The organism is Pseudomonas sp. R1-43-08 (genome assembly GCF_003852255.1).
In the GTDB taxonomy this organism is placed as follows: Bacteria; Pseudomonadota; Gammaproteobacteria; order Pseudomonadales; family Pseudomonadaceae; genus Aquipseudomonas.
Map to the genome: position 1 here is coordinate 1,498,295 of NZ_CP027734.1, position 24,787 is coordinate 1,523,081.

The 24,787-nt window shown below is 61.9% G+C and carries 20 protein-coding genes; 9 read left to right on the plus strand and 11 right to left on the minus strand.

Annotated elements, in window-relative coordinates:
* Window positions 1-112 precede the first annotated feature (112 nt).
* The 5 genes from C4J87_RS06745 to C4J87_RS06765 form a co-directional block, all read right to left on the minus strand.
* A complete protein-coding gene (locus tag C4J87_RS06745) occupies window positions 113-1,012 on the minus strand; it encodes a polysaccharide deacetylase family protein (RefSeq protein WP_124366169.1) in 900 nt (299 codons plus the stop codon).
* An 84-nt stretch (window positions 1,013-1,096) separates the two neighbouring features.
* Window positions 1,097-2,347, minus strand: coding sequence for an OprD family porin (locus C4J87_RS06750; protein WP_124366170.1), 1,251 nt, complete (start codon window positions 2,345-2,347; stop codon window positions 1,097-1,099).
* 181 nt (window positions 2,348-2,528) lie between these two features.
* A complete protein-coding gene (gene adeC / locus C4J87_RS06755) occupies window positions 2,529-3,986 on the minus strand; it encodes an AdeC/AdeK/OprM family multidrug efflux complex outer membrane factor (protein WP_124361680.1) in 1,458 nt (485 codons plus the stop codon).
* Window positions 3,983-7,144 (minus strand): efflux RND transporter permease subunit, encoded by a 3,162-nt coding sequence (locus C4J87_RS06760; RefSeq protein ID WP_124366171.1) that lies wholly within the window; start codon window positions 7,142-7,144, stop codon window positions 3,983-3,985. The genes adeC and C4J87_RS06760 overlap by 4 nt, the downstream gene beginning before the upstream one ends.
* A 3-nt stretch (window positions 7,145-7,147) precedes the next feature.
* A complete protein-coding gene (locus tag C4J87_RS06765) occupies window positions 7,148-8,296 on the minus strand; it encodes an efflux RND transporter periplasmic adaptor subunit (RefSeq protein ID WP_124361682.1) in 1,149 nt (382 codons plus the stop codon).
* A 286-nt stretch (window positions 8,297-8,582) separates the two neighbouring features.
* Between C4J87_RS06765 and C4J87_RS06770 the strand changes: the two genes are divergently transcribed.
* On the plus strand, window positions 8,583-9,215 hold the full coding sequence (locus tag C4J87_RS06770) for a TetR family transcriptional regulator (protein ID WP_124366172.1): 633 nt from the start codon (window positions 8,583-8,585) through the stop codon (window positions 9,213-9,215).
* Between the two features lie 302 nt (window positions 9,216-9,517).
* Here C4J87_RS06770 and C4J87_RS06775 read toward each other — a convergent pair whose 3' ends face one another.
* Window positions 9,518-10,573: an alkene reductase gene (locus tag C4J87_RS06775; protein WP_124366173.1), complete on the minus strand. Its 1,056-nt coding sequence runs from the start codon at window positions 10,571-10,573 to the stop codon at window positions 9,518-9,520.
* A gap of 26 nt (window positions 10,574-10,599) precedes the next feature.
* Window positions 10,600-10,941 carry a helix-turn-helix transcriptional regulator gene (locus tag C4J87_RS06780; RefSeq protein WP_124366174.1) on the minus strand — a complete coding sequence of 114 codons (342 nt, stop codon included), beginning with the start codon at window positions 10,939-10,941 and terminating at the stop codon, window positions 10,600-10,602.
* A gap of 154 nt (window positions 10,942-11,095) precedes the next feature.
* On the opposite strand from C4J87_RS06780, the gene C4J87_RS06785 reads away from it, so the two are divergent.
* Window positions 11,096-11,680, plus strand: a complete 585-nt coding sequence (locus tag C4J87_RS06785) for an ACP phosphodiesterase (RefSeq protein ID WP_124366175.1) — start codon at window positions 11,096-11,098, stop codon at window positions 11,678-11,680.
* Between the two features lie 121 nt (window positions 11,681-11,801).
* Here C4J87_RS06785 and C4J87_RS06790 read toward each other — a convergent pair whose 3' ends face one another.
* Both C4J87_RS06790 and olsB read right to left on the minus strand, forming a co-directional pair.
* A complete protein-coding gene (locus C4J87_RS06790) occupies window positions 11,802-12,593 on the minus strand; it encodes a 1-acyl-sn-glycerol-3-phosphate acyltransferase (protein ID WP_124366176.1) in 792 nt (263 codons plus the stop codon).
* The gene (gene olsB, locus C4J87_RS06795) at window positions 12,593-13,348 is read right to left on the minus strand and encodes an L-ornithine N(alpha)-acyltransferase (RefSeq protein WP_124366177.1); all 756 of its coding nucleotides are present in this window, start codon (window positions 13,346-13,348) and stop codon (window positions 12,593-12,595) included. Before olsB ends, C4J87_RS06790 begins: the two co-directional genes overlap by 1 nt.
* Before the next feature lie 185 nt (window positions 13,349-13,533).
* On the opposite strand from olsB, the gene C4J87_RS06800 reads away from it, so the two are divergent.
* The 4 genes from C4J87_RS06800 (at window position 13,534) to C4J87_RS06815 (ending at window position 16,829) form a co-directional block, all read left to right on the plus strand.
* Window positions 13,534-14,607 carry a serine hydrolase gene (locus C4J87_RS06800; RefSeq protein WP_124366178.1) on the plus strand — a complete coding sequence of 358 codons (1,074 nt, stop codon included), beginning with the start codon at window positions 13,534-13,536 and terminating at the stop codon, window positions 14,605-14,607.
* Window positions 14,604-14,918, plus strand: a complete 315-nt coding sequence (locus C4J87_RS06805) for an amidase (protein WP_124366179.1) — start codon at window positions 14,604-14,606, stop codon at window positions 14,916-14,918. The genes C4J87_RS06800 and C4J87_RS06805 overlap by 4 nt, the downstream gene beginning before the upstream one ends.
* A 170-nt stretch (window positions 14,919-15,088) precedes the next feature.
* A complete protein-coding gene (locus C4J87_RS06810; protein ID WP_124366180.1) occupies window positions 15,089-15,670 on the plus strand; it encodes a YceI family protein in 582 nt (193 codons plus the stop codon).
* Between the two features lies 1 nt (window position 15,671).
* Window positions 15,672-16,829: a phosphatidylserine/phosphatidylglycerophosphate/cardiolipin synthase family protein gene (locus tag C4J87_RS06815; protein ID WP_124366181.1), complete on the plus strand. Its 1,158-nt coding sequence runs from the start codon at window positions 15,672-15,674 to the stop codon at window positions 16,827-16,829.
* Window positions 16,830-16,861: 32 nt separating this feature from the next.
* On the opposite strand, the gene C4J87_RS06820 is transcribed toward C4J87_RS06815, so the two are convergent.
* Both C4J87_RS06820 and bglX read right to left on the minus strand, forming a co-directional pair.
* Window positions 16,862-19,825: an autotransporter domain-containing protein gene (locus C4J87_RS06820; protein ID WP_164487646.1), complete on the minus strand. Its 2,964-nt coding sequence runs from the start codon at window positions 19,823-19,825 to the stop codon at window positions 16,862-16,864.
* Window positions 19,826-20,069: 244 nt separating this feature from the next.
* Complete coding sequence (gene bglX, locus C4J87_RS06825) at window positions 20,070-22,361, minus strand: beta-glucosidase BglX (protein WP_124366183.1); 2,292 nt, start codon at window positions 22,359-22,361, stop codon at window positions 20,070-20,072.
* 237 nt (window positions 22,362-22,598) lie between these two features.
* Here bglX and C4J87_RS06830 point away from each other — a divergent pair, with 237 nt between their 5' ends.
* Genes C4J87_RS06830 through C4J87_RS06840 form a run of 3 tightly spaced genes read left to right on the plus strand, consistent with a single transcriptional unit; the run spans window position 22,599 to window position 24,636 of the window.
* On the plus strand, window positions 22,599-23,210 hold the full coding sequence (locus tag C4J87_RS06830) for a LemA family protein (protein ID WP_124361693.1): 612 nt from the start codon (window positions 22,599-22,601) through the stop codon (window positions 23,208-23,210).
* Between the two features lie 18 nt (window positions 23,211-23,228).
* Window positions 23,229-23,987 (plus strand): YgcG family protein, encoded by a 759-nt coding sequence (locus C4J87_RS06835; RefSeq protein WP_124366184.1) that lies wholly within the window; start codon window positions 23,229-23,231, stop codon window positions 23,985-23,987.
* A gap of 31 nt (window positions 23,988-24,018) precedes the next feature.
* Window positions 24,019-24,636, plus strand: coding sequence for a TPM domain-containing protein (locus tag C4J87_RS06840; RefSeq protein WP_124366185.1), 618 nt, complete (start codon window positions 24,019-24,021; stop codon window positions 24,634-24,636).
* Window positions 24,637-24,787 lie beyond the last annotated feature (151 nt).

The following is a 24,787-nucleotide window of genomic DNA, read 5'->3' on the forward strand; positions in this document are numbered from 1 at the left end:
GGGCTTGCTCCCGATAGCGGTATATCAGTGATAGACACATTTACTGAACCACCGCTATCGGGAGCAAGCCCCCTCCCACATTAGATCTCTGTAGGCCATGAAATTTCAGGCATCAGCGCATATCGGCATCCCACACCCAATTCCACACCCCAGGCAGATGCACCGGCTCGTTCACATCCTTGACCGTGCGTGCCAGCGCCGCGCGTTGCAGCGCAGCGGTGTCGGTGTAGAACGGCTCGGCGGCGGTAGTCATCCCGTTGATGCGTGCACTGTCCATCAGGATCTGCAGGTACTCCTGCATATGCCGCGCGGTGTAGCGGTTGATGTCGTGGAAGGTCACCACCACCGGTATTACGCCGTCCACCGACGGCAACTCGCCCAAGGCTATGCGTTCACGCACCACCGACAGCTGCCGGTACAGGTTGGCGCGGCGGCGCGGGCTGGCGTTGAAGCCCCAGATTTTGCCGTCATTGGCACTCAGGTCGGTCAGTAATACCTGCATGCCGTGGCGCTGGTAGGCGGCGAAGGTGCGGCGGTCGTAGTTCCAGAACGGTGGTCGCACCAGCAGGGGCGGCTTGCCGGTGATGGCGCCAATGTGCGCGGCGCCTTCGGTGAGTGTGCGTTCCAGCTCGGCATCGTTCAGCCAGCGGTGGTTGGTGTGAAACGCCGTGGCCGTATGGAAGGCCAGGACATGGCCGGCGGCGTACTCGCGCTCCATGGTCTTGCGCCCCCGGGCGCTGCCGCCGGAGCGTGCCGCTTCGGTCTGCAGGAAGAACACCGCCTTGATCCCTGGCAGCACCGGGTTGTGCGCCAGGTCGGCCATCACCGAACGGGTCGGGTTGTTGTACCCCGATGCGCTGGGGCCATCATCGAAGGTCAGCAGGAAGCGGATCGGCGCCTGCGCTTGCAGGCGCTGTTCGGTCTGCGGCGTCAGGGCGATGGGCGCACCGATACAGCCGGCCAGGCCCAGGGCCAGGGCAAACACTGCGAGTGCTGTAGCGAAGGTTTTCATGCTGTGCGCGGGCCCGAATAAAAGGCCGCTGCTGGGTCGATCAGCAGCGGCAGGCGCGCACCATACAGTAACTGCGGCGCCGGTTTACAGCAGACTTATCGGGTAGCTGACGATCAACCGGTTTTCATCGAACTCATTGTTGCTGTAGTCGCGACGCATGCTGGAGTTGCGCCAGCGCAGGGTCAGGTTTTTCAGGCTGCCGCTTTGCACGGTGTAGCCCAATTCGCTTTCGCGTCCCCATTCCTTGCCGTCGGTCACCGTGCCGGTGTGCACGTTGCTGCCGCTGATATAACGGTTCATCAAGGTCAGGCCGGGTATGCCAAGGGCGGCGAAGTTGTAGTCGTGGCGCACTTGCCAGGATTTTTCCTCGGCGTTGTCGTAGCTCGAGTTATAGCTGTCGTTGGCCAGGGTGCCGCCGCTGGTGCCGTTGACCCGCATCCAGGCGCTGTCGCCAGTGAGCTTTTGCAGGCCGACGTAAAAGGTGTTGCCACCGTGGCGGGCCGATAACAAGCCGGACCAGGTCTTGTTGTCCAGGCTGCCGGCGCGGGCGCTGCCGTCGTCCTTGCCGTAGAAAAACCCCAGGTTGGCGCCCAGGGTCCAGTCGCCCACGGGCTGGCTGTGGATCAGATTGACGAATTGCTGGCTGTAAATGTCCTTGAGCTGGGCATTCCATACCCCGACTTGCGTGCGTTTGTCGTTGAAGGCGTATTCGGCGCCCTGGAAGTTGAAGCGGTCGGAGGTGAACGCAGGTTTGCCGGTCATCGACATGTCGCCCATGCTGCTGTCGTCGCGCGGGCTGTTGGCACGGAACTGACCGCCATACAGGGTCAGGCCCTCGATTTCCTTGGATGTGATCTGCCCGCCACGCAGGGTTTGCGGCAGTGAGCGGCCATCGTCCGCGCGCAGGATCGGCAGCACCGGCATCCATTCGCCGACTTTCACTTCAGTTCTGGAAAAACGCGCCTTGAATGCCACGCCCAGGCGCCCGAACTCATCGGCCGGTCGGCCGTCGTGGTCCAGCGGCAATAACTGAGTGCCGCCGGTGCCGCGCCCGCCATCGAGCTTGAGCGAGTACAGGCCCAGCACGTCCACCCCGAAGCCGACCGTGCCCTGAGTGAACCCGGACTTGGCGTCGAAGATAAAACTTTGCGTCCACTCCTGCGCGCCGCCCTGGGTTTTGGTCGGGTTGGTGTAGTTGCGATTGAAGAAGAAATTGCGCAGGTTGAGGTTGGCGCTGGCATCTTCGAGAAAGCCGTGTTCTTCGGCGACCACGGGGAGGGCAAGACTGGCGACCGCAGTAGCCAGCAACAGCCGGCGCGGGTGGAAAGTGCTCATGGTTTCGGACCTGTTGTTATTGGGTTTATGCAGGTGGCGGCCATGGTGCGCGGCGGTGCGGGGGCGATGAAAGTGGGGGAGGGCGGGTTGTGGGCGATGATCGAACGCAAGTTGGTGATAAAAAGCCGGCGTAAAAAAAACCGCCTCCGGTGAGGGAGGCGGTTTGTTTACATCGGCGCTATTAGAACAACTTCAGCGGCGGTGCCTCTTCTTTCACAGGCTCGTTCTTCGCGGTCTGCTCGTTCCAGCCACCGCCGAGGGCCTTGTACAGGTTGACCTCGCTGGTCAACTGCGCCAAGCGGTCGGTGATCAGCGATTGCTGGGCACTGAACAGTTGGCGCTGGGCATCGAGGAAGGTCAGGTTGCTGTCCACACCGATGCGGTAGCGACGCTCGGCCAGGCGGTAGTAGTCCTGGTTGGCGGCGACGAAGCCACGTTGTGCATCCAGTTGCTGCTTGTAGGTCGCACGCGCAGCGAGGCCGTCGGAGACTTCCTGGAAGCCGGTCTGGATGGCCTTCTCGTAGTTGGCCACGTTGATCTCTTTCTGGATCTTCGAGTAGTCCAGGCTTGCGCGCAGGCTACCGGCGTTGAAGATCGGGATGTTGATCTGCGGCGCGAAGGACCAGGTGCCCGAGCCGCCCTTGAACAGGCCGCCCAGGTTCGGGCTGGCGGTACCGGCGCTGGCGGTCAGGCTGATGCTCGGGAAGAACGCCGCGCGGGCCGCACCGATGTTGGCGTTGGCGGCCTTGAGGTTGTACTCGGCCTGAACGATGTCGGGACGCCGTTGCAGCAGGTCCGACGGCAAGCCGGCCGGGACTTCGCTGAGCAGGTCATCCGACAGTGGCTTGCTGGCGATATTCGCCGGCAGGCCGGTGCCCAGCAGCAGGGTCAGGCTGTTTTCGTCCTGGGCCACCTGGCGCGTATAGCGGGCCAGCTGCACGCGGGCGTTTTCCACCGAGGTGCGCGCCTGGCTGAGGTCGAGGGCCGAGGCCACGCCGACTTCGTTGCTGCGCGAGGTGAGCTTGAAGCTCTGCTCGAACGCGCCGAGAGTGTCCTGGGTCAGCTTGAGCAGTTCCTTGTCGGCCTGCCAGGTCAGGTAGGCATTCGCCACACTGGCCACCAGGCTGATCTGGGTGCTGCGTCGCGCTTCTTCGGTGGCGAAGTATCGCTGCAGCGCTTCTTCACTCAGGCTGCGCACGCGACCGAACAGGTCCAGCTCATAAGAGCTGATCCCCAGGCCTGCCGAATACTGGCTGGCAATGGTCGATTCGCCGGTCTGCGACAGGCGCGCCGGAGTACGCGAACGGCTGCCGCTGCCAGTGGCCGAGACGGCCGGGAACAGGTCGGCACGCTGGATCTGGTACTGCGCCGCATACGCGTCGATGTTCAGGGCCGCGACGCGCAGGTCACGGTTGTTCACCAGCGCAGTCTGGATCAACTGTTGCAGGGCAGGGTCATGGAAAAACTGCTTCCAGCCTTGCTCGGCGGCAGCCTGGCCCGGCGCCTGGGCCGACGAATACGCCGGCCCCTGCGGGAACTGCGCTGCTACCGGCGCTTCGGGGCGCTGGTAGTCAGGGATCAGCGAGCAGCCACTGAGCACGAATGCGGTGACGGCTAAGGAAAGTAGCGACTTGCTCATTGGCCAGCCTCTTTAGGAGTTTGCTTGGTTTCAGTCTTTTTACGCTCGCCAGCGGAGGACACGGTTGCGTAGAACAGTGGCACCCAGAAGATCGCCAGCACAGTGGCCGTGATCATACCGCCGATAACGCCGGTACCGATCGCGTGCTGGCTGCCTGAGCCGGCGCCGGTGGAAATCGCCAGCGGCAATACGCCGAGCACGAACGCCATGGACGTCATGATGATCGGGCGCAGACGCATGCGGGACGCCTCGATGGCCGCCTCGACGATGCCCTTGCCCTGCTCGTGGAGCTCTTTGGCGAACTCCACGATCAGGATGGCGTTTTTCGCCGCCAGGCCCACCGTCACCAGCAAGCCCACCTGGAAGAACACGTCGTTGGACAAGCCGCGCATGCTGGTGGCGATCAGTGCACCGATCACACCCAGTGGCACTACCAGGATCACCGCGATCGGAATCGACCAGCTTTCGTACAATGCCGCAAGGCACAGGAACACCACCAGCAGCGACAGGGCGTACAGCGCAGGCGCCTGGGAGCCGGACAGACGTTCTTCGTACGACAGGCCTGTCCACGCATAGCCGATGCCGGCCGGCAGTTCCTTGGCAATGCGCTCGACTTCCGCCATCGCGTCACCGGTACTGTAGCCAGGCGCCGGCGTGCCGAGGATTTCCATCGCCGCTACACCGTTATAACGCGAGAGCTTCGGCGAGCCGTAGATCCACTTGCCCGACGAAATGGCCGACAGTGGCACCATTTTCCCGGAGTCGGCGCGCACGTACCATTTGTCCAGGTCTTCCGGCGACATACGGCTGGCCGCGTCACCCTGCACATACACCTTCTTCACACGACCACGGTCGATGAAGTCGTTGATGTAGCTACCGCCCAAGGCGATGGCCAGGGTCTGCTGGATGTCCGAGAGGCTGATGCCCTGGGCGCTGGCTTTCTCGTCATCGACGGTCAGTTCGTACTGCGGCTCATCGTTCACGCCGTTGGGCCGCACGCCCGCCAGTATCTTGCTTTGGGCTGCCGCACCGAGGAACTGGTTACGGGCTGCCATCAGCTTGTCATGGCCGACACCACCCTGGTCTTGCAGGAACACGTCGAAGCCGGTGGCGTTACCCAATTCCAGAACCGACGGCGGCACGATGGCAAAAACCATGGCGTCCTTGAAGGTCTGCATGAAGTAGCCCTGGGCGCGCTTGGCAATCTCGAATACCGACGTGGACGCATCACGCTCGTCCCACGGCTTGAGCATCACGAAGGCCAGACCCGAGCTTTGACCACGACCGGCAAAGTTGAAGCCGTTCACGGTGAACACCGATTTCACGCCCTTGCCTTCGCCTGGCTCGCCTTCCTTGTCATGCAGCAGGAAGGCACGCATGTCGTCGATGACTTTTTGCGTGCGTTCCGCCGAGGAGCCTACCGGTGTCTGCACCTGGGCAAAGATCACGCCCTGGTCTTCTTCAGGCAGGAACGCGCTCGGAATACGGGTGAACATCCAGATCATGCCGGCCAGGATCAGCACGTACACCAGGAAGGCCGGGATCTTGTGCTTGATCATCGCGCCCACGCCGCGCTCGTACTTGAGTACGCCGCTGTCGAAGGTGCGGTTGAACCAGCCAAAGAAGCCGCGCTTGGGTTGGCCGTGTTTTTCCGGGTCGATCGCCTTGAGCATGGTGGCGCACAGGGCTGGGGTGAAGATCAGGGCAACCAGTACCGACAACGCCATCGCCGACACGATCGTGATGGAGAACTGGCGGTAGATCACACCGGTGGAACCGCCGAAGAAGGCCATCGGCAGCAGTACCGCCGACAGTACCAGGGCAATACCCACCAGGGCGCCCTGGATCTGGCCCATGGACTTGATCGTCGCTTCCTTGGGCGACAGGTGTTCCTCGGCCATCACCCGTTCGACGTTTTCCACCACGACGATGGCATCGTCCACCAGCAAGCCGATGGCCAGGATCATGCCGAACATGGTCAGGGTGTTGATGGTGAAGCCGAACGCCGCCAGGATCCCGAAGGTACCCAGCAATACCACCGGTACGGTCATGGTGGTGATGATGGTGGCGCGGAAGTTCTGCAGGAACAGGAACATCACCAGGAACACCAGCACGATCGCTTCGACCAGGGTGTGCACCACACCGGAGATAGATTCGGTCACCACCGGGGTCGTGTCGTACGGCACCACGGCTTTCATGCCAGGCGGGAAGAACGGTTCCAGGGACGCCACGGTAGCGCGGATCGCTTTACCGGTATCCAGGGCGTTCGCACCGGCTGCCAGCTTGATCGCCATACCGGAGGCCGGCTTGCCGTTGAACTGTGCACTGATGCTGTAGTTCTGGCCGCCCAGTTCGATACGCGCAACGTCGCCCAAGCGGACTTGGGAACCGTCGGCATTCACCTTCATCAGGATCTTGGCGAACTCTTCAGCGCTTTGCAGACGGGTCTTGCCGATGATGGTGGCGTTCAGCTGGGTGCCGGGCAGGGCAGGCAGGCCGCCCAGTTGGCCGGTGGCCACCTGCACGTTCTGGGCCTTGATGGCGTTGCTGACATCTACCGGGGTCAGCTGGAAGTTGTTCAGCTTGGCCGGGTCGAGCCAGATACGCATGGCGTACTGCGAACCGAACACCTGGAAGTCACCCACACCCGAAGTACGGGAGATCGGGTCCTGGATGTTGGACACGATGTAGTTGGAGAGGTCGTCCTTGGTCATGCTGCCGTCTTCCGACACCAGACCGATCACCATCAGGAAGTTCTTCACCGACTTGGTCACGCGGATACCCTGCTGCTGCACTTCTTGCGGCAGCAGTGGGGTCGCCAGGTTCAGCTTGTTCTGCACCTGCACCTGGGCGATGTCCGGGTTGGTACCCTGGTTGAACGTCGCGGTGATGGTCATGCTGCCGTCGGAGTTACTGTCCGAGGCCACATAGCGCAGGTTGTCGATACCGTTGAGCTGTTGCTCGATGACCTGCACCACGGTGTCCTGCACGGTTTGTGCGGACGCGCCTGGGTAGGTCACCTGGATATCAATAGCGGTTGGCGCAATGGCCGGGTATTGGTTGATGGGCAACTTCAGGATCGACAGTGCCCCGACCAGCATGATCACCAGGGCAATTACCCAGGCAAAAATGGGACGGTCGATAAAAAATTTCGACATGGATTACTCCCCTTGACCAGCAGCGGCAGCAGGCGCTGCAGCAGTACCGGCGGGTTTGGCGTTGTCGGCGTCCTTGACCTTGACTTCAATGCCCGGCTTGATGAATTGCAGGCCTTCGGTGATCACGCGGTCGCCGGCGTCCAGGCCTTTTTCCACCAGCCAGTAGGCGCCGGAAGTCCGATTGGCAACCAGTACGCGTTGCTCGACCTTGTTGTCCTTGTTCACGATCAGTGCGGTCGGAATGCCCTTCAGGTCACGGGTCACGCCTTGTTGCGGCGCGAGAATGGCCTTGCTGTTCACACCGGCTTGCAGTTGGGCGTGCACGAACATGCCGGGCAGCAGCACATGGTCAGGGTTAGGGAACACGGCGCGCAGGGTCACGGAACCGGTGGTCTGGTCGACCGACACCTCAGAGAACTCCAGCTTGCCTGGGTGGCCGTAGTCGCTGCCGTCTTCCAGGGTCAGCTTGACCATGGCGGCGTTGTCGCCGGCTTTTTGCAGTTGGCCGCTTTCCAGGTCGCGGCGCAGTTTCAGCATTTCTGCCGAAGACTGGGTGACGTCGACGTAGATCGGGTCCAGTTGCTGAATCACGGCCATGGCGTCGGCCTGGCCGTTGCTGACCAGCGCGCCTTCGGTCACCGAAGAACGGCCAATGCGCCCGGAAATCGGCGCGAATACCTTGGTGTAGCGCACGTTGATCTGCGCGCTCTGCAGGTCGGCCTCGGCAGTCATGCGGTCGGCGACGGCAGTGTCGTATTCCTGGCGGCTGACGGCTTGCTCATCGACCAGTTGCTTGTAGCGATCGGTGATCGACTTGGTCTGGGTCAGCTTGGCCTGGGCGCTCTTGAGCGTGGCCTCATACACCGACGGATCGATCTGGTAGAGCTGCTGCCCTTCCTTCACGTCGGCGCCTTCCTTGAACAGGCGCTTGAGAATGATGCCGTTCACCTGCGGGCGCACTTCGGCAATGCGGTAGGCCGTGGTGCGGCCTGGCAGCTCGGTGGTCAGAGTAAAGGCTTGCGGTTGAATGGTGACCACGCCGACCTGAGGGGTTTGAGCGGGCGGTGCCGCTTCTTCCTTTTTACATCCGCTGAGCAGCGATGCCAGGGCGACGGCAGTGACCAGAGCGGTAACAGCTGGCTTAAGTTGCATGAAGATCCTCGGGTCAGGCGCGCAGGGTGCGCACAAGAAGTGTGGAAGGGTGAAAAACAAGCTGTGAGTAGATAAGTAGCTTGCTACGCAATATACTTACGTTCATGGTTGTTTGTAAACTCTTGACAGGCAGGGCGGAATGTAGACAAAGCACCGCCCAAAGCCTCGATTTTAGTACGTTCGGCGCCCATGACGGTGTCGTCCCACAATTATTCAGATGATCGTTCGCGCCTATTAACCTTGCGTTAACGATAGTCCCAAGTGTTCTGATTGAGGTTTTACTGCCATGGTTCGTCGCACCAAAGAGGAAGCTCAGGAAACGCGCAGCCAGATCCTCCAAGCCGCCGAGCAAGCCTTTTATGAACGGGGCGTTGCGCGGACCACGCTGGCGGACATCGCCGCTCTGGCGGGCGTGACGCGCGGTGCCATCTACTGGCATTTCAGCAACAAATCCGACTTGCTGCAGGCGCTGCTCGACACGCTGCACGAACCCTTGGACGAATTGGCCCGGGCGAGTGAAAGCGAGGATGAAGTCGACCCGTTGGGGTGCATGCGCAAGCTGCTGATTCATCTTTATCATCAAGTGGCTCTGGACCCGAAAACCCGGCGCATCAACGAGATCTTGTTCCATAAGTGCGAATTCACCGATGAAATGTGTGACATGCGCCGCCAGCGCCAGGCCCATACCCTGGAGTGCAACCTGCGCATCGGCCTGACGTTGCGTAATGCGGTGCATCGTGGGCAATTACCGGAAAATCTCGATACCACCCGTGCAGCGGTGTGCATTCATGCCTTCATCCAAGGCCTGATCGGCCAGTGGCTGTTGGTGCCCGACAGCTTTCAACTGCATCAGGACGCCGAACGCTGGGTGGATGCCGGGCTGGACATGCTGCGCCTGAGCCCCAGCCTGCGCAATTGAGACAAAATGCGTAATTACGTCCAGTTGTGTCAACAGTAAAGCCTAAGGATGGTCAATCGTCCTTCTGCCTGATTGAAGGGATGACTTTATATACGCGCTGGTGAGCGGTTGATAGGTAGCGGCCTAAGTATTTTGTAGCGATTTTGTTGCGGTTCTGTGAAGCGATGTTTCCAAGGGGCTACACACAGGCAAAATGTGGGAGGGGGCTTGCTCCCGATGGCGGTGTGTCAGTCAATGATGGGTTGACTGAACCACTGCTATCGGGGGCAAGCCCCCTCCCACATTTTGTGTCCGACTATGTATTAGATCGGCAGCGTTGGGTAGTCGATATAACCCACCGGGCCTTTGCCGTAGAAGGTTTCCGGGTGCGGCTCGTTCAGTGGCGCATCGGCCTTCAAGCGTGCCGGCAGGTCCGGGTTGGCAATGAACGGTATGCCGAAGGCCACCGCATCGGCCTTGCCGGCGGCCAGCCAGGCGTTGGCGCTGTCTTTGGTGAAGCGTTCGTTGGCGATGTAGACGCCGCCGAAGGCTTTTTTCAGTTGTGGGCCGAGGCTGTCCGCGCCTTCTTTTTCACGGGCGCAGATAAAGGCGATGCCACGCTTGCCCAGTTCGCTGGCCACGTAGGTGAAGGTTTCCGTCAGGTTGGCGTCACCCATATCGTGAGCGTCAGCGCGCGGAGCCAGGTGCACGCCCACGCGGCCGGCGCCCCAGACTTCGATGGCGGCATCGGTCACTTCCAGCAGCAGGCGCGCACGGTTTTCCAGGGAACCGCCGTACTGGTCGGTGCGCTGGTTGGTGCTGCTTTGCAGGAACTGGTCGAGCAGGTAGCCGTTGGCACCGTGGATTTCCACGCCGTCGAAACCGGCGGCCTTGGCGTTTTCGGCGCCGGTGCGGTAAGCGTCGACGATGTCGGCGATTTCAGCGGTTTCCAGGGCGCGTGGGGTCGGGTAGTCGGCCAGTGGGCGCACCAGGCTGACGTGGCCTTTGGGTTGGATCGCGCTCGGCGCCACCGGGGTTTCGCCGTTCAGGTACGACTCATGGGAGATGCGCCCGACGTGCCACAGTTGCAGGAAGATCTTGCCGCCCGCTCCGTGGATCGCCTTGGTCACATTGGACCAGCCGCGAACCTGGTCGTTGGACCAGATGCCCGGCGTGTCCGGGTAGCCCACGCCCATGGGCGTTACGGAGGTGGCTTCGCTGAGGATCAGCCCGGCGGACGCACGCTGCACGTAGTACTCGGCCATCAGCGCATTGGGCACGCGGCCGGCGTCGGCACGGCAGCGGGTCAGCGGCGCCATGATGATGCGGTTTTTCAGTTCCAGGTCGCCCAGTTTGATGGGATCGAAAATAGTCGGCATGGGAAAGCACCTTTGTCTCAAGTTGATCAGTGGGTCGTGGGGGCCAGCTCGGCATCGCCGGGGGCGCTGAGTTCGGTGAAGAGCGCAGTGAGGAAGGCTTGGATCACGTCCTCATTGCGTTTGAAAAAATGCCACTGTCCGGCCTTCTGGCTGGTGATCAAGCCCGCCCGTTGCAACGTCGCCAGGTGGGCCGACACGGTCGACTGGGACAAGCCGCAGCGCTGGTCGATCTGCCCGGCGCAGATGCCGTATTCGTGATTGTGCAGTTGCTCGGGAAATTGCACTTTCGGGTCTTTCAGCCAGGTGAGAATGTCTCGTCGTACTGGGTGCGCCAGGGCTTTTATTATGTCGTCGAGGTCTAAGGGCATGGCAGAGGCTCGGTGTCGTAAAACGTTATATCGCGATGAGGCGAACCTTAAATCGTTATATCCCGATATACCAATATGATTTTGCTCTGAGGTCAGTCGAATTGGGTATATCGGGTTATAACGATACGTTGGCGGCAGTGGTAGACTGCGCGCCATGAATTATCTCGCACACTTGCACCTGGGCGGCCAACGGCCTGCGCAACTGCTGGGCAGCCTGTATGGCGACTTCGTCAAAGGCCGCTTGCAGGGCCAGTTCAGTCCCTCGATCGAAGCGGCGATCCAATTGCACCGTTCCATCGACCGCTTTACCGACAGCCACCCGTTGGTAGGGGAGGCGTTGTCGCGTTTCAGCCTGACCCGCAGGCGCTATGCCGGGATCGTGCTCGATGTGTTTTTCGACCATTGCCTGGCGCGGGACTGGGCGCGGTATGCCGACCAACCGCTGGAGCACTTCACCGCGCAGGTGTACCGCGTGCTGGCGGCCGAACCGCAGTTGCCGGGGCGGCTGGCGCAGATTGCGCCGTATATGGCGGCGGATGACTGGTTGGGCTCGTATCGTGAGTTCGCGGTGATGGAGCAGGTGTTGCGCGGGATCTCGCGGCGGTTGACCCTGCCTGAGGAGTTGGGATATGCGATGCAGGAGTTGCGTGTGTTGTATGAGCCGCTGAGCAAAGACTTCAGTGAGTTCTACCCAGAGCTACAGGCATTCGCACAAATCCAACTGGCTACACAAAACTGAATGTGGGAGGGGGCTTGCTCCCGATAGCAGTGTGTCAGTCACTGTATGTATTGACTGAACCACTGCTATCGGGAGCAAGTCGAATCGTCGCACCGCCCCTCCCACATTTGACCGTGCCCGCTTAGGCCGCATAGGCGGGCCGAGTGTCTTCCAATTCGGCTTCCGGCAACGGCCCAAACAACGCCCTTTGCACCGCCTGCTGCGCCTGATACGCCAGCGCCGCGCGTTCCTGTCCGGCGCAGGCAATCGGCTTGAGCAGGTGAATCTCCACATCGCCCTGGTCATGGGCAAACAGCCGCATCAGGTGCGACAGCAGATCATCATCGCCAATGAACGGTGCCAGTGGGTCCACCTCGCCATTGCGCAGATAACGAATCGCCACCGGCTGCAGCGACACGTCCGCATCGATCGCACTGGCCAACAATCTCCCGTGAAACGTGCGCAGGCTGCGACCGTCGGTGGTGGTGCCTTCGGGGAACATCAACAGCGGGTGCTGTTGCTCCAGGTGACGGGTCATCTGTTTGCGAATCAACTGGCTGTCACCCGCGCCGCGGCGGATGAACAGGCTGCCGGCCTTCGCCGCCAACCAGCCGGCCACCGGCCAGGTGCGCACTTCGGCTTTGGACAGGAACGACAGCGGCGTCACCATGCCCAGCAGCGGAATATCCGTCCAGGACACATGATTGCTCACCCACAGCATCGGCGTTTGCGGCAACTGGCCGTGCACCGTCACGCGAAAGGGCAGGGCGTGGGTCAACCGCGCCATGAAGAACCGCGACCAACGCTGGCGCCGCACCATTGAATTGGCCACGCCCAAACGCTCGAACAGGCCAAACACACTGGCCATGGTCAAGCCCAGCGCCACCACCAGCAGCACCCGGGCGATGCGCCCGTACACGCGCAGGCGGCCCATCACATGGCTGCCTTGAAGTGGCGCGCATAGCGCGGGCACAGCTCATCGCGCTTGAGCAGGATGAACACGTCGGCCACCTGGAAATCTTCATCCCAGCACGGCTCGCCGCAAATCTTCGCCCCCAGGCGCATATAAGCCTTGAGCAGCGGTGGCATTTCGGCGATGACGTTGGACGGCAGGTCCATCGCCGGCAGGGGCTTTTTCGGCTCGGCGCGCAGGTGTTCATTGCACAGGTAGCGCTCGCGCAGACGCTGCATGATTGCGTGGGCCTGGATGCCGCCGTCGTGCATCGGGATGCTCGCGCACCCCATCAGGTAGCTGTAGCCGCCCTCGTTGAGCACCTCGGCCAACTCGCCCCAGAGCACCGCGATGGTGCCGCCATTGCGGTAGGCCGGGTCGACGCAGGTACGGCCGATTTCCAGGATCGGGCCCTGCAAGTGCAGCAGCCCGTGCAGGCTGAATTCCTCTTCGCTGTAGAACCGGCCCAAGGTGCTGGCGGCCTGGTGATCGAGCAAACGGGTGGTGGCCACCAGCCGACCGCTGTTTAAGTCACGCACGCCGATGTGGCTGCAGTGAACATCATAGTCATCCATGTCCAGACCCAGTTCCGCGCCTTTCAGCTTGGCGTTGAACTCGCCGCTGAACACGTTGAACCGCAGGGCCTGGGCTTCCTGCAAGGCCGCGGCGCCAACCAGGCGTTCGGCTTGCAGGCGGCGTTCATTGCCGGTGTCGCTGATGCGGGCGAGCTGAGTCATAGCGAGTCTCCGAGTGCCGGCCAGGTTGTGCGGCCAGTCGACTTTGTTGTCCAAACTCAGGCTATGTAGGCTCGGTGTCATCTCCATGAAGTTACGGTGACGGTTGGATGACAGGCCCCTTGTCGTCAATCTGTCATCGGCCTGGATTAGGCTCGCGGGCTTGAATGCCCCTTGAGTTTGCGTCCATGGTCAGAGGCCTGCTGTGCGTTGTCTTGTTATTCATCACCGTGAGTGCGCGCGCTGAAACCTGGCCAGACCATGACTGGGTGACGGGCAGGTTGATCGAAGGTCCTGCTGTCGACGCGCTGAATGCCTACGCATTCCCGCCCCGTGACGACAACACTCGCCAAGGTATTCGTACCGACGCGCTGTTGGTGATCCGCGACGGCCAGATCATCTATGAACGCTACGCAGCGCCCACTAGCGCCAGCACGCCGCACCTGACCTGGTCGGTCAGCAAAAGCCTGATGGCGACCGTACTGGGGGTGGCCTACGGCGAAAACCGCTTCAAACTGAACGACCCCGCCGCGCGCTTTTACCCACCAATGAAACAGCACCCCAAGGTGACGATGGCCGACCTGCTGCACTGGGCCTCGGGCCTGGACTGGCAGGAAGACTATGAATACGCGCCGCTCAAATCCTCGGTAGTGGCGATGCTCTACACCCGTGGCCGCGCCGATATGGCGCAATTCGCGGCCGAGACCGAGGCCGCCGATGCACCCGGCCAGGTTTTTCGTTACTCCAGCGGCGACAGCAATATTCTGTCGGCAGCGCTCAAAGGCATGCTCGGGCACAAGGCTTATATGAGCTACCCGTGGGAGGCGCTGTTCAAGCCATTGGGCATTCGCACTGCAACCTGGGAAACCGATGCCGACGAGACGTTTGTCGCCTCATCTTATGCCTACCTCACCGCCCGCGATCTGGCGCGGGTCGGGCTGCTGATGGCGCGGGACGGGCGTTGGGAAGAACGACAATTGCTGCCCAAGGAGTGGGTCGCGTTCAATCGCCAACCCTTCGCCAACTACCAAGCGGGCCAGGATGAAGCCGTGCCAGGCGGGCAATGGTGGCTCAACCAGGGCACCCCCGCACCCTGGCCCGACGCACCGGCCGACACCTTCGCCGCACTGGGGCACTGGGGACAGGCGCTGTTCGTGCTGCCCGACGAACACTTGGTCATCGTGCGCTACGGCGATGACCGCGACGGCAGCTACCGACATAACGAACTGCTCAAACGCGTGCTGGCGGCGGTGCGGTCATGATCCGTCGTCATCCGTTTATCAGTGTTTTGCTGCTGCTGTTGCTCGTGTTGTTGGGCTGGGTGTGGCATGAGCGCGTCAACCTGCAAGCCTTTCCCGACATCATCGCGGCGTACACGGCCAAGGAGTATTGCTCGTGCAGGTACGTGGAAAACAACCCGGCGCAGTATTGCCGGGGTTACGTGAAGCAGTACGTGCCGACCAGCGCGCTGATCGACAAGCCGGAACGCAGTGAAGTGACGGCGAGCGGGTTGGGGCGCACGCATACGGCACGGTGGCTGGGCGATCGTCAGGGCTGTCGCCTGTACCCCTGAATATACACATCACCCCTGTGGGAGGGGGCTTGCCCCCGATGGCAGCGTGTCAGTCACAGGATGAGTTGCTGACCCACCGCTATCGGGGCAAGCCCCCTCCCACATTGGATTTGCGCCGTTCGTGAGATTGCGCTTAAGGTTCATCCAGATTTTTTGCCCCATGAGCCTTTATGTTCAATCTCAAACCTTTGGTCTTTGCACTGCTGACCTGTGCCGCTGTGCCTGCCCATGCCGACTGGTACCTGGATAACGAGTCTTCACGCCTGTCCTTCGTCACCACCAAAAACACCGAAATCGCCGAAGTGCAGCGCTTCCTCGTGCTGCATGGCAAGGTCGACAGCCTGGGCGCGGCCCAGGTCCAGGTGGAGCTGGAGTCGATCAACAGTGGTGTCCCGCTGCGTGACGAGCGCATGCGCAAAGAGTTGTTCGAGATCAAGCAGTTTCCCGAAGCGTTGATCAGCACCCAGATCAACCTGCAACCGATCAATGATCTGGCCTCTGGCGCGCAACTGGAGTTGCGCCTGCCGCTGAGCATCACCTTGCATGGCAAGACCCAGACCTACACGGCCGAGCTATTGGCCACGCGCCTGGATGACCGGCGCTTTCAGGTGGTGACCCTGGAGCCGGTGGTGCTGCATGCCGAGGATTTTGACCTCGCGCCAGGCGTGGCCGCGCTGCGCAAGGTCGCAGGTCTTAAGTCGATCAGTTTGTCGGTGCCGGTGGGTGCGGTGCTGATCTTTACGGCGCGCTGACGTGGGCGGCGCGGTGTTCCCGTGGCGCAGCGCCAACCGTTTCGAGTTGCTGATCGACGGGCCGAGTTTCTTCCCGCAGATGTTGGCCGGGATTGCGCGGGCTGAGCAGCAGGTCGATCTGGAGTTGTACCTGGTGGAAGCCGGCGCCTGCGCCGAAGCGATGGTGCAGGCGCTGGTGCTCGCAGCTGAACGCGGTGTGCAGGTGCGTTGCCTGTTCGATGATTACGGCAGCCTGGCGTTTACCCTCGGGCTGCGCAAGCGCCTGACCGACGCGGGTGTGGAGCTGCGGTTCTACAACCGCCTGAGCTGGCGGCGCTGGATGCGCAACCTGTACCGTGACCACCGCAAGGTGTTGTTGGTCGACCAGGGTATCGCGGTGGTTGGCGGCACCGGTGTGACGGATGAGTTCTGGACGCCGGGCCAGGACACCGCCGACTGGCATGAAGTGATGGTGCAGATCAGCGGTCCGCTGGTGCTGGATTGGCAGGCGCTGTTCGATCGTCAATGGCACGCCAACGCCGCCCGCCGCGAGTGGAAGCCCGCCACCCACTTTGGTTTGCCGCGTTTGCCCAAGGTGCCCGCGACCGGGCCGGGCCTGGGGCGGGTTGCCTATGCCGACGCCCGTCAGCATCGCGATATCCTGCAGTCGCTGATCCGCGCCTTGAACAGCAGCCAGCAGCGGATCTGGCTGGCCACCCCGTACTTCCTGCCGACCTGGAGCGTGCGTCGCGCGTTACGCCGGGCGGCGGGGCGCGGCGTCGATGTACGCCTGCTGCTCACCGGCCCGCGTACCGACCACCCATCCGTACGTTACGCCGGGCACCGTTATTACCCTCGGTTGCTGCGCTCGGGGGTGCAGATCTTTGAATACCAGCCGTGCTTTTTGCACCTGAAGATAGTGCTGGTGGACGATTGGGTGAGCATCGGCTCGTGCAATTTCGACCACTGGAATCTGCGCTTCAACCTGGAGGCCAACCTCGAAGCGTTGGACCCTGAGTTGACGCAGGCAGTGGCTGGCAGTTTCGAGCGCGATTTCGCCCAGAGCCAGGCGATGAGCCTGCAGGCATGGAAGGCGCGGCCGCTGTGGCGGCGGGTGAAGCAGAGGTTGTGGGGGTGGGTCGACAGGTTGGTGGTCAACCTGTTGGATCGGCGAGGGTAGGGTGCTCCCCCGCCTTTGGTTACTTACGCGGTTTAGAACTGCAACGAATACTGCGCCGTGATGTTCTGGTCCCGTGAACGCTCGCCGCGCTGTTGGCTGAAAGCCAGGTCCAGCGCGCTGTTGCGGCTCAGGCGTGCGGTGGCGCCCAGCTCCAGTCGTGTGCTGAGCCGATCCAGCGGGGCGCCGTTCGCCTTAAAGGTGTAGCCGTCTTCCCAGGCCACTTGAGCCGCCGATTGTCGATCGCCGCCAGCATGGGTATAGGCCAGGCCGCCACGCAGCCTCAACCATGACGGGCCAGTCTGTGCCTGGGCCAAGTCGAGGTTCACGCGCACGCCGCCGGTGGTCAGCTTGACACTGTCGTTCGCGCGTTGGCCGCGCAGTGACGCCATGCCGCCGCGTTCGGTGAAGCCGTCGCTGCGCTGCTGCACAGTGGCCAGTTGCAGGTAGGGCTGCCAATCCCAGAAACCGTGATTGAAGCGATAGTTGGCTTCGGCGAACGCCTGCACGGTACGGCTGGTGTAGTCGGCAGACAGCCGATTCTCCACGCCTGGGAAGCTGACTCGGCGCTTGGTTGCGATCTGATGCTGCGCATAGACGATGCCGCCGTACAGGCCCAGAGCGTCCCAGGTATGCCCCACGTGCAGGCCCAATTGGTAGCTGTCGACACTCGCCTTGCCGCGAGCGCCGGCCTTCACGTCGCCAGTGCTGCTGCCCGCAACCATCCCCACGCGTGTGCCTTGTTCCAGCCGGTGATCGAACCCGACCAACAGGCCTGTGCTGCTGTGGGACGCGCGGGCGGTGTTGCTATTGCCTTGCAGTTGGCCGGTCTGGCGTGGCAGTTGCACCCAGGCGCCCTCGCTCAGTGCTTCGGCCTCGGTAGCGCTACGGCCATGGGCGTTACGCTGCCGGTCGAGTACGGCTTCACGCACTACCCGGCTGTTTTCGATCAGTGCCGCTTGGGTACTGGCATGCAGCTCGCCGCTCAGTTGGTCCAGGGCCGAGGGAGCCTGTTCGGGGAACAGTGCGGTGAGGCGCTGCAGCAGCGGGGTCGGCACGGCTTGAGCATCGGCGGCCGTGGCGACGGCGCGTTGGTTGGTGGTGTTTGCCGCAGAAGCCAGTGGCCTTCCACGGGCAAACTCGACCAGCAGGTTATTGGCTTGCTTGACTTGGGACACGCTGAGGAAGGGCGAGAACTCTCGATGGTCGATCGCGACAAACTCGCCGCTCACGGCACCTTTTGCCTGGAGGATGCTGTATTGCTGGCCCAATGGGTAGGTGCCGGGTTGTGCGCTCAGGTACAGCGTGCCGCCGTTGACAGTGGCCTGGTTATCGACCTGCAGTTTTGCCTGCCGGCCCTGGGCGACCAGCTCGGCCATCAGGGTTGCGCCGGGTGCTTGACGGTAGTCACCTTCGACGGCCAAAGAGCCGTTCAGGCGCAGAACGCCGCCTTCGAGGTTCACATCGCCCTTGAGGGTGTTGTTGCCGGCCAGCTCCAGGATACCTGCGTTGAGCGTGGCCCCGGCAAAGCTGTTATTGCCGCTCAAGCGTAACCAGCCGGCGCCGCTTTTTTCCAGGCGCCCGGGGCCGCTGATATCGTTGCGCCAGTCGTCCCAAGCGCCGCCTTGCCATACCACCGCGCCGCCCGCGGGGCGGTCCACGTTTACCTGTGTGTCCACCCGCAGTTGGCCGGGCCCGTCTATGGCTTTTTTCAGGTCTATCAGGCCCCAGCCGTACACATCGTCGACGCCAGGCTCACCCAGGTCGGTGGCGGTGGTCAGCAACACATCGCGGATGTGCGGGTTGTCGAGGTAAGGGAAGCGCTCGATCAGCAAGGCCAGTGCACCTGTTACGTGAGGCGCGGCGATGGAGGTTCCGGAAGCGGTGAAGTCTGTAAATTCGGGTTTGTCGCCGGTCACTGTAAAGCCGTCGGCGTCGCCTTCGTTGTCGTAGTGGGTTTCGGTGTGGATGGCCCCTGTTACCCCGGCAGAAGTGATATCCGTTCCCGGGGCCGCCAGGCACCAGTCCTTACTGAAGCCACAGCGGTACGAACCATCGCTCAAGGTCAGCGCCTGGTTGACGTTGACCACGGTCAACCAATAGCGCTCGAGTTCGGCGACCGCGCGCGGCAGACTCGAATGAACCCCAGCAAAGGGTGCTGTTCGTGGTGTTGCGTTGGGGGTAAGTGTATTGCCCGCCGCCCATACCTGGAGCATGCCGTATTTGACGGAGGCGTCGGCTATGGCTCTGAGCTCTGCATAGCTGCGGGTATGGGTTTGGTCCAATTCCTCGTCCAGTGCCGCCTCATCTGCCAAGGGGACTGTAGACCCCCAGCTATGGTTGACGACTCGCACATTTTGCTCGTGCAGTTGGGCGTAGGCGGCGTTGACTGCCTCCGGTGTTGGATAGGTGACGCTGTACGGCCGCACACCGGGGCCGTCCTGGTAAGTGTTGCTGAATCTGCGCAACGCACTCACATTGGCCCCGAAGGCTACGCCATGGGCCCCGGCGCCATTTCGGTTGGCGAGTATGTTGGCGGCCACGAAGGTGCCGTGCGATTCATAGCGAGCTCCCGTGTTTTTAAGATAGTCATCCACTTGTTCGCGGGTGAAATCACCGTTGACGATTTCCTCCTCTAATGCGACCAAGGCTTCAGGCGGCAGAGCCTCAAGCACATGCGCGGCGGAACGATCACCCTCGCTGAAGAAGCAGCCACCGAACAGCACCGTATCGCTTTTACATCCGGGGTCTGCCAGGCGCACGCCGGAATGCGGTTTGCCGGCAAACTCGTCATGGCGCAAGTCGGTGCCGGAATCATAAACCCCCACTTGCACGCCCGCGCCACTCAACCCCCGGGCATAAGCGTAATCGGCACCGATGGCGCCCAGCCCCCAGCTTTTTTTGAACTCATCGCTGCGCCAGCTGGCGGCGTCGTGCAATCGACCCCGTTCGCTGTAGCTCGCGGCTTCAACGGGCAAGCCCGGCAGACTCCCGAGCATGCACAGCGCGAGTGCTTTTCGCTTGAGCGCTGAGTAAAAAAGGATGTTGTAAATGGCCCGTGGGACGTTTTTCGTCGGCGACATAGTCCACCTGCACACTGATTTAGGACAGACAGAGTGTGCGAGCAGGCAGGGGGCGGGATGTCGGACGAAGCTGGGACTGTGGAGCGAAACTTGACTTTATGTTGACGGCGGCAGATGTGGGTGCAAGCCCCCTCTCGCGCGAAAGAGGGGGCTGCGTGGGTTACAGCAACTCGAAAGTCTGCTGCTGCACAGCCTGGGAGTCCAGCCCGATCTGTACATTGAACTCACCCGGTTCTGCGGCGAATTTGAGCTGGCTGTTGTAAAACTTCAAATCTTCCTCGGTAATGCTGAAGTGCAGCGTGCGCTCCTCTCCCGCCTTGAGCATGACTTTCTGGAAGTTCTTCAGCTCTTTCACCGGGCGGATCATCGAGCCGGCTACGTCCTGGATGTACAGCTGCACCACGGTTTCGCCATCGACCTTGCCGGTGTTTTTCAGCGTGACGCTGGCGTCGAGCTTGCCGGTCTTGTTCAGGGTGGTGGACGACAGCGCCATGTCCGACAGGCTGAACGTGGTGTAGCTCAGGCCATAACCGAACGGGAACAGGGGACCTGTGGTGTCATCGAAGTACTGCGAGGTGTAGTTGCCCGGTTTGCCCGGCGTGAACGGCCGGCCGATGCTCAGGTGGTTGTAGTAGGTGGGAATCTGCCCCACCGAGCGTGGGAAGGTGATTGGCAGCTTGCCCGACGGGTTGTAGTCGCCGAACAGCACGTCGGCAATGGCGTTGCCGCCTTCGGTGCCGGCGAACCAGGTTTCCAGGATGGCGTCGGCCTGTTGGTTTTCCTCGAGAATCGACAGCGGCCGGCCATTCATCAGCACCAGTACCAGCGGTTTGCCGGTGGCCTTGAGGGCCTTGATCAGGTCGCGTTGGCTTTGCGGGATGTTCAGGTCGGTGCGGCTGGAGGACTCGTGGGACATGCCACGGGACTCGCCCACGGCGGCCACGACGACGTCCGCATTCTGGGCCGCCTTGACCGCCTCATCGATCAACACTTGCGGCGCACGCTTGTCATCCACCACTTCCGGGGCGTCGAAGTTGAGGAAGTTGAGGTAATCGACCACGGCCTTGTCGTTAGTGATGTTAGCGCCGCGGGCGTAGATGATTTTGCCTTTATCGCCGATCACGGCGTTCATGCCGTCCAGCAATGTCACCGACTGTTCCGGCTTACCGGCGGCGGCCCAGCTGCCCATCATGTCGATCGGCGCCTTGGCCAGCGGGCCGACCAGCGCGATGGTCGCGGATTTTTTCAGCGGCAGCGTCTGGTTCTGGTTTTTCAGCAACACCAGGCTGCGGCGCGCGATGTCACGCGCGTCGGCACGGTGCAGGCGGCTGTCGGCATAGGTGTCGGCCGGGTCATCCTCGGCCTTGCCGATGCGCAGGTACGGGTCCTTGAACAGGCCCATGTCGTACTTGGCGCCGAGCACTTCGCGCACGGCGTTGTCGATGTCGCTCTGTTCGATCTCGCCGGACTTGAGCAGCCCCGGCAGTTCCTTGCCGTACAGCGTGTCGTTCATGCTCATGTCGATGCCGGCCTTGATCGCCAGCTTGGCGGCCTCACGCCCGTCCTTGGCCACGCCGTGCTTGATCAGTTCGAAGATCGCACCGTGGTCGCTCACGGCCAGGCCCTTGAAGCCCCAGTCCCTGCGCAGCAGGTCGTTCATCAGCCAGGTGTTGGCGGTGGCGGGCACGCCGTTGATCGAGTTGAGCGCTACCATCACGCCGCCGGAACCGGCCTTGATCGCCGCGTGGTAGGGCGGCAGGTAGTCCTGGTACATCTTGACCGGGCTCATGTCGACCACGTTGTAATCGCGCCCGCCCTCTACCGCGCCGTACAGGGCGAAGTGCTTGACGCTGGCCATGATGCTGTCGGCGTTCGCGGCGCTGGCGCCCTGGAACGCCTTGACCATGACTTCGGCAATGCGCGACACCAGGTACGTGTCTTCGCCGAAACCTTCGGAGGTGCGGCCCCAGCGCGGGTCACGGGAGATGTCGACCATCGGCGCGAAGGTGATGTCGAGGCTGTCGGCGGCGGCTTCCTGGGCGGCGATGCGCCCGGAGCGGCCGATGGCGTCCATGTCCCAGCTGGAGGCCAGGGCCAGGCTGATCGGGAAAATCGTGCGGTGGCCGTGGATCACGTCGTAGGCGAAGAACATCGGGATCTTCAACCGGCTGCGCATGGCCGCGTCCTGCATCGGCCGGTTTTCCGGGCGAGTGATGGAGTTGAACGTGCCACCGATGCGGCCGGCGGCGATTTCCTTGCGGATCAGCTCGCGGGGCATCTCGGGGCCGATGCTGATCAGGCGCAATTGGCCGATCTTTTCATCGAGGGTCATCTGCTTGAGCAGGTCGCTGACGAAGGCATCCTTGTCGTCAAGCGCAGCAGGCTTTGTTTCTGCCCATGCGGGGTGGCTGGCCAGAGTGGCAACAAGGCCGAGCAAACACAGCTTCTTCATGAATATCCTTTTTCGGCTCACTGCACAGCGGTCAGGCTGATCGGCCAAAATGTGGGGAGCGTCTATTGTTGTTCGGGTGTTGTTCAGATAAATGCAGCACACTCTGAACTCTTTTTCGCGCTGGGCATCTTTGTAGCTGATTGGCTCGAAGCATTCCAGTGGTGGCGGATTATGCCCCAAACGCGTGGTTTATAGGGTTAGTCATCACATTCCATCCAGATTGGCAGGAGATACACCATGCAAGCAGCACAAGGTTACCGCTGGGGCTTGAAAGCCGCGGCGCTGTTATTGATCAGCAGCGTATTGAGCGGTTGCGGCATCAACAACATTCCGACCCTCGACGAACAGGCCAAGGCGGCCTGGGGCCAGGTGCAGAACCAGTACCAACGCCGTGCCGACCTGATCCCCAACCTGGTGGAAACGGTGAAGGCCTATGCCGCCCATGAGCAGGACACCCTGACCGCCGTGATTGAAGCGCGGGCCAAGGCCACCTCGATCCAGGTGGATGCCAGCACCCTCGACAACCCGGAAAAACTCAAGCAGTTCCAGCAAGCCCAGGACGGCCTCAGCGGCGCACTCAGCCGTTTGATGGTGGTGTCCGAACGCTATCCGGACCTGAAGGCCAACCAGAACTTCCTGGCCCTGCAATCGCAGCTCGAAGGGACTGAAAACCGTATCGCCGTGGCCCGTCGCGATTTCATCCAGACCGTGCAGGCCTACAACACCGAAATCCGCACCTTCCCAGGCCGCCTGTGGCACAGCGTGATGTACAGCGACTTGCCGATCCGCGCCACGTTTGAAGCCACCAGTGCCGATGCCGATAAGGCGCCGCAGGTGAAGTTCAAATAACGCTGCCTTGAGGTGTCGATGCGTTTATTACGGATAGGCCTGGCGCTGTGGCTGCTGGCCTGCGTGGGCGTGGCCCAGGCGGCCCTGACCTTCCCGGCGTTGACCGGGCGGGTGGTGGACAACGCCCAGATGATCGACCCGGCGGTGCGCGAGCAACTGACGCAGCAATTGCAGGCGCTGGAACAGACCTCCGGTGACCAGATCGTGGTGGTCACCGTGCCCGACCTGCAGGGCGTGCCGATTGAAGACTACGGTTATCAATTGGGCCGCCAGTGGGGGATCGGCCAGAAGGGCAAGGATAACGGCGCGCTGTTGATCGTCGCCCGTGACGAGCGCAAGTTGCGCATCGAAGTCGGCTACGGCCTGGAAGGCGTGCTGACGGATGCGCAGTCCTGGGTGATCATCAACCAGGTGATCGCGCCCAAGTTCAAGGCCGGCAATTTCAGCCAGGGCATCAGCGACGGTGTCGCGGCGATGATCCAGGTGGTGGGCGGTGAACCGCTGGCCGTGCCGGCCCGTGTGGCGGATCCGTGGTCCGCGCCGAAAGATAATCCCGCGCTTTCCATCGGTTTCTTCATCCTGCTGATCGGCGTGTTGTGGCTGTGTCATCGCATGGGCCTGCCGGTGGGCACTATCCTGCTGGTTATCCTCAGCCTCATCGGGCGTGGAGGTGGCGGCGGTGGCGGTGGCGGCGGTGGTAGTGGGGGAGGCGGCGGCGGTGGTTTTCGCGGCGGCGGTGGTGGTTTCGGCGGTGGCGGGGCGTCGGGCGGCTGGTAATGACAATAACGAGAAAAGAGCATTTACAACCATGGCATTACTGACTGAACACGAGCAGCGCCAAGTGGCCGAAGCGATCGCCCGGGTCGAGCAACAGACCGACGCCGAGCTGGTCACGGTGCTGGCTGCACGCGCCGATGACTACGCCTACATTCCGTTGCTGTGGGCCAGCCTGATCGCATTGGTGGTACCCGGGGTGGTGCATTACCTGTCGGGCTACCTGACCATGTACACCTTGTTGCTGGCGCAGTGGGCGACCTTCATTGTGTTGTGCCTGCTGTTTCGTCTGCCCAAGGTCACCACCCGCTTGATCCCTCGCTCGGTCCGCCACTGGCGCGCCTCGAACCTGGCACGCCGCCAGTTCCTCGAGCAGAACCTGCACCACACGCTGGGCAGCACCGGTGTGCTGATTTTTGTCAGCGAGGCCGAGCGTTATGTGGAAATTCTGGTGGATGAAGGCATCTCCAAACAGCTGGATGACAGCAATTGGGATGGCATCGTCAAGGCATTCACCCAGCAGGTGAAGCAGGGGCAGACGTTGGCCGGGTTCATTGCCTGCATCGAGGCGTGTGGGGAATTGCTCAAGGTGCATGTGCCGGTGACGCAGACGCGTAATGAACTGCCCAATCGCTTGGTCGTACTCGAATAACCCAGTCAACACAGTTCTAAAATGTGGGAGGGGCGGTGCGACGATTCGACTTGCCCCCGATAGCGGTGTATCAGTCAACTTATTCATTGCCTGACACACCGCCATCGGGAGCAAGCCCCCTCCCACATTTGGATCTACTTTGGCTGTTGGA

Excerpts from the sequence above, each read along its gene's own strand:
- C4J87_RS06775 (WP_124366173.1), bottom strand. The coding sequence starts at position 10,573 with ATGCCGACTATTTTCGATCCCATCAAACTGGGCGACCTGGAACTGAAA.
- C4J87_RS06835 (WP_124366184.1), top strand. The coding sequence starts at position 23,229 with ATGCGTTTATTACGGATAGGCCTGGCGCTGTGGCTGCTGGCCTGCGTG.
- C4J87_RS06840 (WP_124366185.1), top strand. The coding sequence starts at position 24,019 with ATGGCATTACTGACTGAACACGAGCAGCGCCAAGTGGCCGAAGCGATC.
- C4J87_RS06820 (WP_164487646.1), bottom strand. The coding sequence starts at position 19,825 with ATGCTCGGGAGTCTGCCGGGCTTGCCCGTTGAAGCCGCGAGCTACAGC.
- C4J87_RS06745 (WP_124366169.1), bottom strand. The coding sequence starts at position 1,012 with ATGAAAACCTTCGCTACAGCACTCGCAGTGTTTGCCCTGGCCCTGGGC.
- C4J87_RS06780 (WP_124366174.1), bottom strand. The coding sequence starts at position 10,941 with ATGCCCTTAGACCTCGACGACATAATAAAAGCCCTGGCGCACCCAGTA.
- C4J87_RS06785 (WP_124366175.1), top strand. The coding sequence starts at position 11,096 with ATGAATTATCTCGCACACTTGCACCTGGGCGGCCAACGGCCTGCGCAA.
- C4J87_RS06790 (WP_124366176.1), bottom strand. The coding sequence starts at position 12,593 with ATGGGCCGCCTGCGCGTGTACGGGCGCATCGCCCGGGTGCTGCTGGTG.
- C4J87_RS06810 (WP_124366180.1), top strand. The coding sequence starts at position 15,089 with ATGTTCAATCTCAAACCTTTGGTCTTTGCACTGCTGACCTGTGCCGCT.
- C4J87_RS06765 (WP_124361682.1), bottom strand. The coding sequence starts at position 8,296 with ATGCAACTTAAGCCAGCTGTTACCGCTCTGGTCACTGCCGTCGCCCTG.
- C4J87_RS06750 (WP_124366170.1), bottom strand. The coding sequence starts at position 2,347 with ATGAGCACTTTCCACCCGCGCCGGCTGTTGCTGGCTACTGCGGTCGCC.
- bglX (WP_124366183.1), bottom strand. The coding sequence starts at position 22,361 with ATGAAGAAGCTGTGTTTGCTCGGCCTTGTTGCCACTCTGGCCAGCCAC.
- C4J87_RS06770 (WP_124366172.1), top strand. The coding sequence starts at position 8,583 with ATGGTTCGTCGCACCAAAGAGGAAGCTCAGGAAACGCGCAGCCAGATC.
- C4J87_RS06760 (WP_124366171.1), bottom strand. The coding sequence starts at position 7,144 with ATGTCGAAATTTTTTATCGACCGTCCCATTTTTGCCTGGGTAATTGCC.
- C4J87_RS06830 (WP_124361693.1), top strand. The coding sequence starts at position 22,599 with ATGCAAGCAGCACAAGGTTACCGCTGGGGCTTGAAAGCCGCGGCGCTG.
- C4J87_RS06805 (WP_124366179.1), top strand. The coding sequence starts at position 14,604 with ATGATCCGTCGTCATCCGTTTATCAGTGTTTTGCTGCTGCTGTTGCTC.
- olsB (WP_124366177.1), bottom strand. The coding sequence starts at position 13,348 with ATGACTCAGCTCGCCCGCATCAGCGACACCGGCAATGAACGCCGCCTG.
- adeC (WP_124361680.1), bottom strand. The coding sequence starts at position 3,986 with ATGAGCAAGTCGCTACTTTCCTTAGCCGTCACCGCATTCGTGCTCAGT.
- C4J87_RS06800 (WP_124366178.1), top strand. The coding sequence starts at position 13,534 with ATGGTCAGAGGCCTGCTGTGCGTTGTCTTGTTATTCATCACCGTGAGT.